A 12,412-nucleotide genomic window follows, 5' to 3' on the forward strand; every position below is an offset into this window, starting at 1 on the left:
GTCGCAGGAGAGGATCAGAAGCGCACGCGCGCGCCCGTCACCACGCCGAACACATCCTTGAAGTCGGCTGTTGGCGTGTCATAGCTGTGGTTGCGTACGCCGACATACAGGTCGGTCGCCCAGGCATCGACCGTCTGCACATAGGCCGCCCCGATGGCCTCGGCGTCAGCGCCGGCAGCCGTCAGGTCTTTCTGCTTATAGTAATCGACCGAGAAAGAGCTGGCACCCACCGGGGTCAGCTTGGCGATATAGCCAACCTTGCCATACCAGAAATCGCTGTTGCGCGGGCCCAGGTCACGGGTACCTGCGGCGGCGGTGACATTGAAGCCGCTGGCAAACTTCACCGACACTGACCCGTTGGACTGGGTGTCGAAACCGGTGCGGCTGTCATTATCGGCATAGGCGACGGCAGCCGCCACTTCCGTATCGCCGATCTTGGCATTGTAGCGGATGGCCCCGTCGGTAGCGCCGCCTTCCGTCACACTGGTCGACAGTTGCAAACCACCGCCGAAGGTCGGCGTGTCATAGCGCACGCGGTCTTCACGGTGCAGACCGTCGAAATTGTTGAAGGCGGTATTAACCGTGGCGCTGGCGGCACGGGTCCGCGTGTTCCGGAACGCCACACCACCAAAGGCCTGACCGATATCAGAGTAGCCCAGCATGGTAACGGTGCCGGAGAGATCAACCTCTGCGGTCTGGTTGCTGGCCGTGTCGCCCTGACCAACCCAGAGGCGGCCCAGACCCTTATGCTGGATCCAGAATTCGACCTTGCGCTCGTTCACCGAGAAGGCCCCACTATCGGTGCCGATGCCCGTGCTGCGTGTCGACGCGGACGAGGTTTCCAGTTCGATGTCGGTGCCGGCCGTCCATTGGTCATCCAGCTTGGCCTGACCGGCCAGCCGGATACGCGAGGAGGCGGTGGCATTGTCGGCATGGATCAGGTCGCTGTCGAACCCGTCATCGACCAGACTGACCACCCGACCAATCTGACCGGACAGGGTCAGCTTGACCCTGCTATTGCCAGACTGCGTCACCTGCGGTGCCTTAAAGGCATCGGCGGCCACCAGAGGGGCATCCTTGCTGGCCGGCGGGCCGGCCGGCGTGCTGGGCGCCTTTTCCAGCTTCTCGATACGGGTCAGCAACTCCTTCACCTGGGCGCGCAGGGCGTCAACCTCGGATGCTGATTGTGCAGAGGCTGGCAGGGCGAAGGCGGCGATGGCCGCACCGGTCAACAGGGCAGCGGTGGTGGAACGGAACGTCGTCATGTGATTTCCCTTCATCTTTTTAAGGTTTTTCTGCCGGAGGAAGGGGGCGCTGGAGGACATTCGGCATCCCTTGCAATCTTCCACGGGCGTGTTTATCCCCGTGCCGGCCACCCAATGGCGCCGGTTCCGGCCTCGGTTTCTGTCAATAATCATCGCCTGGCGGGTCAGTCGCCGCCGCTGGCGGGTCCTGAGGGGTCAGGGACAACAGGTCGTCATCGGGTGTCTCCTTCTGGTTTGGACACCACGAGGCTTCGTGGCGCTTTAGCGTTTGGTGACGCGGCGCAAGCTGTCAGGTCAAATGCCCGCGGATGGGTTTCAACACCATCGACATGAATATTGTCGATTAATTCCCATGCCGTCAATGGGGTTTTGTAAAATAAATGAAATCACATTTCACTAGTGTTGTATGGCAATCCAACCCGACGCGTTATGTTACACCCAACAAATGTTTGAATGGGAGGGTGCAATGGGTGAGGGATTGGCTATCGCCGGCAGTGCCGCCGCCGGGGGCAGCGTGAAGGATGAGGCGGCGATCCGCCGCGATCTGGCGGCAGCCTATCGGCTGACAGCCCTGTTCGGCTGGGACGATCTGGTCTTCACCCATATCTCCGCCCGCGTGCCCGGCCCCGACCATCATTTCCTGATCAATCCCTATGGGATGTTGTTTGAGGAGATCACAGCCTCCTCCCTTGTCCGTATCGACATGGACGGGAACAAACGGGACAACAGCCCCTATCCGGTGAACCCCGCCGGCTTCACCATCCATGCGGCGGTGCATGCGGCGCGTGACGATGCGGGCTGTGTCATGCACCTGCACACACCCGACGGGACCGCCGTGGCCACCCTTTCCGACGGGCTGCTGCCGCTGAACCAGACGGCCCAGTTGGTCCTGGCCGACTTGGCCTATCATGATTATGAAGGGGTGGCGCTGGACCCTGCTGAAATCCCGCGCCTGCAGCGGGATCTGGGGTCCAAATCCACCATGTTGCTGCGCAATCACGGCACCTTGACGGTGGGGGCGACCGTGGCCGAGGCATTCACCCGCATGTATTTCCTGGAACGGGCCTGCACGATGCAGGTCCGCACCCTGTCCATGGCGGGCCGGACGCTGCATGACACCGAACAAGGCGTCATCGACAAGAACATGGCGCTGGGCCGCATTGCCGTGGCACCCGCCGCCAACCAGTTGATCTGGCCGGCATTGCTGCGCAAGCTGGACCGTGTGTCGCCGGGGTATAGAGAGTAACACCATGGGTCAAAACCTTGACCCATGGTGACGGCGGCGACTGCCGCCGCGCCGCACATGCGGCGTAAGCCCAGCCGCCGGATGGCGGCGCCCGGCGTTTGAGGGAGCGTGAACAAGCCCTCACCAGCCCTTATCCGCCACATCCTCGACATAGACCAGCGCCCGACCCTCGGCCAGCAGCACCCCGTCCGGCCCATGGCAGGTGGTTTCCAGGTCGACCAGATGCTTGTCCGCCCGGATGCGCGTCACGGCCACCCGCGCTGTCAGCTCGCCGCCCAGCGGCACGGGTTTCAGGAACCTTGTCTGTTGCTTGAGATAATTGGTACCCGGCCCCGGCACCTTGACGCCCAGCAGGTAGGAGAAAAGCGCGCCCACCAGCGGTTCAGGCACCGCGCCGTTGGGCATCGCCGCCCCGCCCAGTGTCTGGTAATCAGCCACATCCTGCGCGGTAAAGGCCCGTTTCACGATGGCTTCATCGCCCAGCCGGATCATGCCGCCACTCCCATCTCAAACATTCCTTCACAGGTGATAATGCCATCCGCCACCCGCTGCACCTTCACGGCCACCTGCGCGATGCCATCGGCCTCCCCCACCAATTCGGCGGTGAAGCGCATCATTTCCCCCGTGTAGGTCGGGGCCGGAAAGCGCACATCCTTGGCGATCTGCCGCCCGTCTGGCCGCACCTGCCCCGCCAGTCCGCGCAGGATGGAGCATAAGAACAACCCATGCGCCACCGTCCGCCCGAACCGGGTACGGGATGAGAAATCAGGGTCAACATGGATAGGATTGTCATCACCCGACAGGCGGGCGAACAGGTCGAACTCGGCCTGCGTCAGGCTGCGGTCGATGCTGATATGGGTCGGGGGCATTTTCCGCTCACAAGATGGTGGTGGAATGCACTGCCTTGCCGGTGGTCGCCGGGGAGGCAGCGCAGGGAACGGGGATGTGGGGGATCACAGCCGATGTTTCTGCACCTTCCCCGCGGCCGTCCGCGGAAAGTCGGCCACGGCGACAAAACGCTTGGGAACCTTGAACGGCGCCAGCCTTTCGCGGCAGTACCGTGTCAGATCTTCAGTCGACGGCAGGGTCTGGCCGGGCCGAAGCAGGATATGGGCCTGCCCGACCTCCCCCCATTTTTCATCCGGGATGCCAATGACGGCGGCTTCCAGAATGGCGGGGTGCTGGGCCAGCACATTCTCCACCTCCGCCGGATAGACATTCTCCCCACCGGAAATGAACATCTCCTTGATGCGGCCGACGATGTAATAAAACCCATCGGCATCGCAGCGGGCCAGATCCCCGGATTTCAGCCAGCCATCAGCGGAAAAGGCGGCGGCGGTGGCGTCCGGTCGGTTCCAGTAACCGGGCGTGATGCCAGGGCCACCGAACCATAATTCCCCCGCCTGCCCTGGTTCCACATCCAGCCCGTCCGGGCCGACAATGCGTATACCGGCCAGGACCTGCGGTTTGCCCACCGATCCGATCTTCTCGGCCACCCGGTTCGGGTCCATGATAAAGGCGGTGGGGCCGGTTTCCGTCATGCCCATGCCATTGCACACCCGCACGCCGCGTTCCAGGAAACGCTGCACCAGCAGGTCCGGCAACGGCGCCCCGCCGCAGCCCCAGGACCGCAGGCGCGTCAGGTCGACAGAGGCAAAACGCGGATGCATGGCCAGCATCTGATAGACCGCAGGCACCCCGAACATGGCATCAATCCGGCCCGCGGCGACAAGGTCCAGCATCACATCGGCATCAAAGCCAGGCATGATCAGCACCCGCCCTCCCACGATCAAGGTGGGCAGCGTGTGCAGGTTGATACCCGCCGTGTGGAAAAGCGGCAGGAAATTCAATGTCGTGTCGCGGCCCGTCAGGCCTATGGGCTGCGAGATGTTGATATAATTCACCATGGCCATGGTGAAAGTATAGATCACCGCCTTTGGTTTGCCGGTGGTCCCGGACGTATAGAGCAGATACCAGATGCCGTCGGCCGGCCATTGGCGACGGCCAGGATGGCAGGGGCTTTGGTCGCGCTGGTCGACATACCCGACATCCAGGCCCAGAAGGGCGGGAACATCGGCTGCAAGCTCAGCCGCCACACCGGCATCATCCTCACCAAAGATCAGCAGGCCGGGGGTGCAGTCGGCCAGCAGGGGTCGGATTTCCGCCGCCGGCATGCGCCAGTTCAGCGGCACCAGGATCGCCCCCATCTTGGCGCAGGCAAATAACAGCTCGAAAAATTCGATACGATTGCGGCAGAGGATCGCGACGCGGTCGCCCGCGCCGATGCCCAGGGACAGCAGCAGACCGGCGGCCCGCGCCGCCCGCTCGTCCAGGCCCGCATAGGTCACGGTGCGGCCGGAGGCCACCTCTTCCAGGGCAATGTCGCTGCCGGCCAGTTCCGCGCGTTTGGCTGTGATGTCAAAGATGCACGGGATCAATTCCCACCTCCCCCGCGCGCCAGGGGCGACAGACCGAAGGTGATCAGTTCAGCGGCCGCAGCGGCCACCTCCTTGGCCGGTTTGTCGCTGCTCCACACCGCATAGCGCATGCCCAGGAACACACTCATCCCGATCAAGGCCCAGGCGCGTTCTTCCTCATGGCCCGGCCGGATCTCGCCCTTCTCGGCGGCCTGGGCCAGGTTACGGGTATAGGCGGCCGCAAAGACCTTGTAATAGTTCAGATAGGCGTCCTCGGCGACAAACTGCGCCTCCATGACGATGCGGTACAGGTCCTTGTGCTCACGCACAAACTCGATAAAGGCCTCCAGCCCCAACCGTTCCGCCGTCAGACGGTCGACATTGCCGGGCACCCGCTCGGCAATGTGCTGACGGGTCAGATGGCCCATATCATCGACCAGGGCGCGGAACACCTGCTCTTTACTGTCAAAGTAGGTGTAGAAGGTGCCCAGGGCCGCACCCGCCCGCTGCGTGATCCCGCTGATCGACGCTTCATGATATCCGCGCTCCCCGAATTCCGCCGCCGCTGCATCCAGCAGCTTGCGCAGCGTCCGTTTGCCTCTTTCGGTTCGCGGGGCCTTGGACGTTGCCGTCTCGTCGCCGCCCATGTTTTCCTCCCTGGCTGTAACTTGAATATTGACTCAGGTTTCGATTTGCCGCAAGCATGGGTGCAAGCCGGACGGGAGATCGATGAAACGATCCCCAGCAACCAGCCTTCCACGACCGGCACGGCCGGTCCAGGGCGGGATACACAACACCGGCGTGGGATGGAACGTTTACCCGTGGGGAAGTGTCGGCGCATGCCGTATCTGATCACCAGCGATCAGGCGAAAATCGCCTATGATGATGTGGGGCGCGGGCGCCCGCTGCTGCTGGTGCATGGCTGGGCCACGCATGCTGGTTTTTTCCGTCCCCAGGTCGAAGGCCTGTCACAGAGTTTCCGCATCATCAGTGTCGATCTGCGCGGCCATGGCCGCTCGCGGGCGGCAGAGGGGGATCTCTCGATCGACCTGCTGGCCCGCGACATTGTCGAACTGGCTGACCATCTGGACTTGAACGATCTGCTGGTCGTGGGCTGGTCGATGGGGGCCATGGTGCTGTGGCGGGCCCTGTTGGATGGGCTGTCATCGCGCGTGGCCGGCATGATCTCCATCGACATGGCGCCCCGCGTCATTAATGGCGATGGCTGGGACTTAGGGCTTCGCGGCAGTTCGGCCGCAAAGTCCGCACGGCAGAGCCCGGCTGCGATGATCGCCAACTGGCCTTCTGTCGGCCCGCGCGTCGCCGGCCGCATCTTCGCCGAAGGGCGGGAAGTGGAACAGGCCATCCTGCGCCGCTGGGCCGAGACGGAGGTGGCGGACAGCGACCCCGTGGCCATGGCCCGGCTGTGGGCCTCGCTGACCGCTCAGGATTTCCGCCCCCTGCTGCCTGGCATTTCTGTGCCTGTCCTGGTGACACACGGAAAACTGTCGCGGCTTTACTGCCAGGATACGGCACAGGCGCTGGCCTCCCTGCTGGCCCAGGCCGTCACCATCGGGTTCGACCGGTCGGGCCATGCCCCGCATCTGGAAGAACCCGATCTGTTCAACAGCACGCTGACCCGTTTCGCCGCCACCCTGCCTCCGGCGGGTGGTGCCGATGCACCTGGTGCCGGGCGGGATGAACCCGCCGGCGCTCAATGAGAATGAAAGGGAGAACCATGAAGACGTCGTTCGGTAAGTCCTCCATCACTGCTTTGCTTTGTGCTGGCACGGCGCTGACCAGCCTGGCGGCCCTGCCCGCCCTGGCGCAGCAGGCGCCGGCGCAGGAAACCGCCAGCGAAAGCATGCTGGGCGAAATTGTTGTCACCGCCCGCCGTCGTGCGGAAAGCCTGCAGGATGTGCCGGTCTCCATTTCCGCCTTTACGGCAGAAATGCTGGAAAATGCCGGCACGCCGGACATCACCGCGCTGACCAAGACCACCCCGAACCTGACCATGCAGGTGGCACGCGGTTCCAACTCCACCCTGATCGCCTTTATCCGCGGCGTGGGTCAGCAGGACCCGCTTTGGGGTTTTGAGCCGGGCGTAGGCCTTTATGTCGATGATGTCTATGTGGCCCGCCCGCAGGGTGCTGTGCTGGACATTTTCGACATTGAACGGATTGAAGTGCTGCGCGGGCCGCAAGGCACGCTTTATGGCCGCAACACGATTGGCGGTGCCGTCAAATATGTGACCAAGAAGATCGACGATGAACCCCATATGAAGGCCAAGGTGCAGGTCGGCTCCTACAAGCAGACAGACCTGATCTTGTCCGGCTCGTCCCCGGTCACGGAAACGCTGGGTGTCTCGGGCGCTGTTGCCCTTTACCGGCGTGACGGCTACGGCGATAACCTGACCACGGGTCAGGAACATTACGACAAGGACGTGTCCGCCGGCCGCCTGTCGGTGGAGTTCACACCAAATGAGGATGTGTTCATCCGTGTTGCTGCCGACAAGACGGTGGATGACAGCAACCCCCGCCACGGCTACCGCCTGTTCGCGACCCCGACTGTCCCGGTTCTGGACAGCGTCTATGACACGCGCGCCGGCCTGACCGGCAAGCAGAAGGTGAAGAACCAGGGCGCCTCGCTGACGGCGGAGTTCAACGTCAATGACGCGCTGATGGTGAAATCCATCACCGCCTATCGGGATGGCCGGTCCGACACCGTCATTGATTTCGACAACCTGCCCGCCAAGATCCTGGACATCCCCGCCTATTACGAGGATGACCAGTTGAGCCAGGAATTGCAGTTGGTCTATGAGGGTGACCGTCTGAAGGGCGTTGCCGGCCTCTATTACATGGATGCCCATGCCGAGGGTGCCTTCGACACGATCCTGGGGCTGGCCAATCTGACCACGCTGACCTCGGGTTCGGTGGATACCAAGTCCTACGCGGCCTTTGCCGACTTCACCTATGAACTGACCGATCAGGTCAAGGCTTCGGTTGGTGCCCGCTACACCTCGGACAAGAAGGAAGGCACCGTCTACCGCGTAAACTATGCCGGCCTGACCAGCCCGCTGTTTGGCGGCGCGGCGCGCAACCCGACACTGATCCGTTCCAACTACACCAACGAGCGGACCTTTGACGAATTCACCCCGCGCTTCAGCCTGACCTACGAGGCGACCAGCGACTTGACGCTCTACGCCTCCTATGGACGCGGCTTCAAGTCGGGCGGCTTCGACATGCGCGGTGACGTGATTTCCACGCCCGACACCCGCAACGGCTATGAACCGGAACTGGTGGATACCTATGAAGTTGGCTCCAAGTCCCGCTTCTGGGACGGTCGTGCCACGTTGAACCTGGCCGCCTTCTATTCTGACTATAAGGGCCAGCAGGTGACGACACAGGTCCCGTCGGGCACCACCGTGGTCAGCTTCGTGGACAATGTCGGTTCTTCCACCATCAAGGGGCTGGAAGCCGAAGGTCTGCTGGCCCTGACCGATGAGCTGACGGCCAATTTCGCCATCGGCTATATCGATGCGGAGTTCAAGAAGTTCCTGCGCTACAACCTGACCAGCCGGGCTTACGAGAACATCGCCAACACGGCCGTGTTCCAGAACACGCCGAAATGGACCGCCAATTTCGGCCTGACCTATGTCCATGACATGGGCACGGCCGGAACCGTTACCCTGACAGGCAGTGCCGCCCACCGCAGCGCCTTCTCCCTGTTTGAATTCCGCAATGCGCTGCTGGATCAGGGTGCCTACACGCTCTACGACCTGTCAGCGATCTGGACGGCGGAAAGCAACAACTGGTCGGTCGGCCTGCATGGCAAGAACCTGGGCAACAAGAAGTATCGCGTCGGCGGCTACAACTTCCCCGGTGCCCTGTTTGGTGACAGCATCATCGGCTTCTACGGCCCGCCGCGCACGGTGACGGCGACGGTTGAATACCGGTTCTGATACCGGCGGTTGGACCTGCTGACCGTTGCTACGCTGGCAACGGCCCGCCCTGGGTGCGGGGGTGACACATTTCGCTCACCCCCGCATCTGGAAACAGCGTTTTCGTGTGACCATCTCCCACACTGGCGCCGTGTCCCGGATGGGGCACGGCACCCCTTTTCCTGTCCCCTTTGAAAGGATCGTGATGACCAGCGCCGCGACCGACAACCAAACGACCGGTACCGCCTATCGCACTTACGTGCTGATCATCCTCATCCTTGTTTATATCTTTAATTTTATTGATCGACAGATTTTGGGCATCCTCGCCCCCTCGATCAAGGCAGAGTTGAATCTGACCGATACCGATTTGGGCTGGTTGGGTGGACCCGCCTTTGCGCTGTTCTACACAGCCATGGGTGTTCCCATCGCCATGCTGGCTGACCGGTTCAACCGCACCTGGATCATCACCATCTCCTTGGCGGTGTGGAGTGGGTTTACCGCGCTTTGCGGCACCGCCACGAATTTCTGGCAGCTCTTTTTGTTCCGGCTGGGTGTTGGTGTCGGGGAAGCCGGGGGTGTCGCCCCCTCCTATTCCCTGATCGCTGACTATTTCCCGCCCAAGGAACGCTCGCGCGCCCTGGCCGCCTACAGTTTTGGTGTGCCGATCGGCATGGCCCTGGGCATCCTGTTCGGGGGTCTGATCGCCAATGAAATCGGCTGGCGTTGGGCGTTCATCATTTGCGGGCTGGCGGGTCTGGCCCTGGCGCCGCTGCTGAAAATGACCGTGCGTGAACCGGTGCGCGGTGGTCTTGATGCTGTTCAGGCCAAGCCCAACGCGCCCAGCCTGAAGGTGGTCCTGGCCACCTTGTCGAACAAACCGTCCTTCTGGCTGCTGGCCTTTGGTGCCTCTTTCTCCTCGATCATGGGCTATGGTCTGGCCTTCTGGCTGCCCTCCTTCTTTGAGCGCAGCCACGGCATGTCGCTGGTTGACCGCAGCCTGTTTTTCTCCGGCATCGTGTTTATTGGCGGCCTGATCGGCATCTGGCTGGGCGGAACGCTGGGGGATCGGCTGGGCGGGCAGAACAAGGCCAATTACGCCCGTGTCCCGGCGACGGCTTTCCTGATTTCCGTGCCCTTCTTCTTCGGCGCGGTGAATATCAGCGACCCGATCTTCATGTTTGTGCTGTTTGTGGTGCCGCAGGCCCTCGCCCTGATGTGGCTGGGGCCCACCTTGTCGGCGGTCCAGCATCTGGTTGCCCCCAGCATGCGGGCGACAAGTTCGGCGATCTTCCTGTTTATCAACAACCTGATCGGTATCGGCTTCGGTACGCTGTTTCTGGGTTGGTTGTCAGATGTGCTGCGCGCCGAATATGGTCAGGAAAGCCTGCGCTACTCGATCTTGTACTGCCTTGGCTTCTATATCCTGGCCGCCATCCTGTTCTTCCTGGCATCCCGCCGCCTGACGCGCGACTGGCACCGGGAATAATCACAGGCCGGGCATCCCGCCTCCCCGGCAAGGGCTGGAGAGGCGGGAAGCTCACGCCACCCCGTTCGCCCCGAATTCTCGAAAACCAGGCCGGGCGCCTAATCGCGCCCACCAATCCGCCACCGCCGGCAGATACGGTCGCTCCATTGGCGTCATCTTCCAGCGGTTGGTGGACAGGCCCAGCACAATATCGGCCAGGGTAAAGTCCGGCCCCGCCACATAGGCCCCGGTCTTCGTCAGTTGCCCCTCCAGAATGCCCATCTGCCTGTTCCACCCCGCCACACCGGCTGCAATGGCATCAAGATCAGCAAAGGCGGGACTTTTACGGACCAGGGCCATAAAGGCATAGCGCCAGGCAGGGTTCAGCTCCGTGGCCTGCCAATCCATCCACATTTCCACCCGCGCCCGCGCCAGCGGGGCGCGTGGCAGCAGGTCCGCCCGTCCCGCCTCGGCGGCGAGAAAGCGGCAGATGCTGTTGCTCTCCCACAGATAGCCGTCAGCGACCTGCACCACCGGGACCTGGGCATTGGGGTTCATGGCGCGGAATTCGTGCGTATCCACAGGCTGGAAGCCGCTGCCCCAATCTTCGCGTACAAAATCGCGCCCCACCTCCCGGCAGGTCCACAGAACCTTGCGGACATTGATGGAGGATTCCTTGCCAAGAATACGCAATGGCTCGGTCATTTCTGTTCCGTATCAATTTTTATTCCGGTAACGGAATAAACTCTGTCTCGCCGGGGACTGTGGGGAACCGGCCATTACGCCAGTCGGCTTTCGCATCCTCAATGCGTTCCCTGGACGAAGAGACGAAATTCCAAAAGATATAGCGCGGGCCATCCATCGGCTCACCACCCAGCAGCAGCAGGCGGGTATTACACTCTGCTGTGACAGTCAGGGCATCACCCTCGCGCAGGACCAGCAACTGGCCCTGCCCGCCCTCTGCGGTAAACACATCGCCAGCGATGGTGATGCGCCCGTCGAACAGATAGAGGGCGCGTTCAGGATGGCTGGCCGGGATTTCCACCTTGGCCCCCCCATCCAGCAGCATCTCCATATAGATGGTCTCTGACAGGGTGCGGACAGGCGAGGTCTCGCCGAACAGGTCCCCGGCAATCAGGCGCATCCAGACGCCATGGTCGCTGATGATCGGCAGATCACCGGCGGGGTAATGGCTGAAACTGGGATCAATCTCCTCAAACCGCTGCGGCAGGGCGATCCAGCTCTGGATGCCGGCCAGATGGTTGCCCTGGGCCCGCAGGCCCGCCTCGGTGCGTTCGGAATGCACGATGCCCTTGCCGGCGGTCATCCAGTTGATGGCACCGGGCCGGATGGCCTGCACGCTGCCCACGCTGTCACGGTGCATGATCTCCCCCTCCGTCAGATAGGTGACGGTGGACAGGCCGATATGCGGATGCGGGCGTACATCCAGGCCGGTGCCGGCGGGGAAATAGCCCGGCCCCATCTGGTCCCAGAAGATAAACGGCCCCACCATGCGACGCTTTACACTGGGCAAGGCACGGCGCACCTCGAACCCACCCACATCATGGCTTTTCGGCACGATGATCAGTTCGACAGGGCTGCTGGTGGGCAGGGTCATGGGGCTTCCTCTTGGGTGTCGGCCGGCGGGATGGCGCGGGGACGGCCATTTTCGTCAATGGCGACAAAGGTAAACAGGGCCTCGGTCACCTTGAACCGCGCCTCGTCAAAGCGTGACCGGCGCCAGGCCTCGACCTGGATTTTCATCGAGGTGCGGCCAATATGCTCGATCAGGGCATAGAGGCTGACCTCATCTCCCACCGACACGGGGCGGTGAAACACCATCCCGTCCACCGCCACCGTGGCACAGCGACCGCGCGCCCGTCTGGCGGCCGCATTGCCCGCCGCCAGATCCATCTGGGCCATCAGCCAGCCCCCGAAAATATCCCCGGCCGGATTGGTATCGGCGGGCATGGCGATGGTCCGCACCGCCGGTTCGATGGGACAGCCATCGCTGGCCCGCATCACATCATCCCCCATGGGCCCCCCGGTATTTCTTTTGGAAAACAGGATGATGCACCG

Annotated in this window: 12 protein-coding genes; 4 read left to right on the forward strand and 8 right to left on the reverse strand. The window is 62.5% G+C overall.

The annotated features are described in order from the left end of the window. Positions 1 to 14: 14 nt before the first annotated feature. Positions 15 to 1,265, reverse strand: coding sequence for a porin (locus tag CHU95_RS07235; protein ID WP_165772070.1), 1,251 nt, complete (start codon positions 1,263 to 1,265; stop codon positions 15 to 17). Between the two features lie 466 nt (positions 1,266 to 1,731). Here CHU95_RS07235 and CHU95_RS07240 point away from each other — a divergent pair, with 466 nt between their 5' ends. Then, positions 1,732 to 2,511: a class II aldolase/adducin family protein gene (locus CHU95_RS07240; protein WP_094455219.1), complete on the forward strand. Its 780-nt coding sequence runs from the start codon at positions 1,732 to 1,734 to the stop codon at positions 2,509 to 2,511. 120 nt (positions 2,512 to 2,631) lie between these two features. Here the strand turns inward: CHU95_RS07240 and CHU95_RS07245 are convergent, their stop codons facing one another. The 4 genes from CHU95_RS07245 to CHU95_RS07260 all read right to left on the reverse strand — a co-directional run bounded on the left by CHU95_RS07245 (position 2,632) and on the right by CHU95_RS07260 (position 5,575). After that, the gene (locus CHU95_RS07245; protein ID WP_094455221.1) at positions 2,632 to 3,003 is read right to left on the reverse strand and encodes a hotdog family protein; all 372 of its coding nucleotides are present in this window, start codon (positions 3,001 to 3,003) and stop codon (positions 2,632 to 2,634) included. Continuing rightward, positions 3,000 to 3,380, reverse strand: coding sequence for a MaoC family dehydratase (locus tag CHU95_RS07250; RefSeq protein WP_094455223.1), 381 nt, complete (start codon positions 3,378 to 3,380; stop codon positions 3,000 to 3,002). The genes CHU95_RS07245 and CHU95_RS07250 overlap by 4 nt, the downstream gene beginning before the upstream one ends. Before the next feature lie 84 nt (positions 3,381 to 3,464). Next, positions 3,465 to 4,949: an acyl-CoA synthetase gene (locus CHU95_RS07255; protein WP_094455225.1), complete on the reverse strand. Its 1,485-nt coding sequence runs from the start codon at positions 4,947 to 4,949 to the stop codon at positions 3,465 to 3,467. Next, entirely contained in the window at positions 4,946 to 5,575 is a 630-nt protein-coding gene (locus tag CHU95_RS07260) for a TetR/AcrR family transcriptional regulator (RefSeq protein WP_094455227.1), read from the reverse strand. Before CHU95_RS07260 ends, CHU95_RS07255 begins: the two co-directional genes overlap by 4 nt. A gap of 192 nt (positions 5,576 to 5,767) precedes the next feature. Between CHU95_RS07260 and CHU95_RS07265 the strand changes: the two genes are divergently transcribed. The 3 genes from CHU95_RS07265 to CHU95_RS07275 all read left to right on the forward strand — a co-directional run bounded on the left by CHU95_RS07265 (position 5,768) and on the right by CHU95_RS07275 (position 10,354). Then, entirely contained in the window at positions 5,768 to 6,649 is an 882-nt protein-coding gene (locus CHU95_RS07265; protein WP_165772071.1) for an alpha/beta fold hydrolase, read from the forward strand. A 17-nt stretch (positions 6,650 to 6,666) separates the two neighbouring features. Further along, positions 6,667 to 8,889: a TonB-dependent receptor gene (locus CHU95_RS07270; protein ID WP_094455231.1), complete on the forward strand. Its 2,223-nt coding sequence runs from the start codon at positions 6,667 to 6,669 to the stop codon at positions 8,887 to 8,889. Between the two features lie 184 nt (positions 8,890 to 9,073). Beyond that, positions 9,074 to 10,354 (forward strand): spinster family MFS transporter, encoded by a 1,281-nt coding sequence (locus CHU95_RS07275; protein ID WP_094455233.1) that lies wholly within the window; start codon positions 9,074 to 9,076, stop codon positions 10,352 to 10,354. Positions 10,355 to 10,405: 51 nt separating this feature from the next. On the opposite strand, the gene CHU95_RS07280 is transcribed toward CHU95_RS07275, so the two are convergent. Genes CHU95_RS07280 through CHU95_RS07290 form a run of 3 tightly spaced genes read right to left on the reverse strand, consistent with a single transcriptional unit; the run spans position 10,406 to position 12,370 of the window. Then, the gene (locus CHU95_RS07280) at positions 10,406 to 11,038 is read right to left on the reverse strand and encodes a glutathione S-transferase N-terminal domain-containing protein (protein ID WP_094455235.1); all 633 of its coding nucleotides are present in this window, start codon (positions 11,036 to 11,038) and stop codon (positions 10,406 to 10,408) included. Between the two features lie 19 nt (positions 11,039 to 11,057). Further along, a complete protein-coding gene (locus CHU95_RS07285; RefSeq protein ID WP_094455237.1) occupies positions 11,058 to 11,951 on the reverse strand; it encodes a pirin family protein in 894 nt (297 codons plus the stop codon). Beyond that, positions 11,948 to 12,370: an acyl-CoA thioesterase gene (locus CHU95_RS07290; RefSeq protein ID WP_245837935.1), complete on the reverse strand. Its 423-nt coding sequence runs from the start codon at positions 12,368 to 12,370 to the stop codon at positions 11,948 to 11,950. Before CHU95_RS07290 ends, CHU95_RS07285 begins: the two co-directional genes overlap by 4 nt. Between the last annotated feature and the right edge of the window lie 42 nt (positions 12,371 to 12,412).

Source organism: Niveispirillum lacus (assembly GCF_002251795.1).
Taxonomy (GTDB): Bacteria; Pseudomonadota; Alphaproteobacteria; order Azospirillales; family Azospirillaceae; genus Niveispirillum; species Niveispirillum lacus.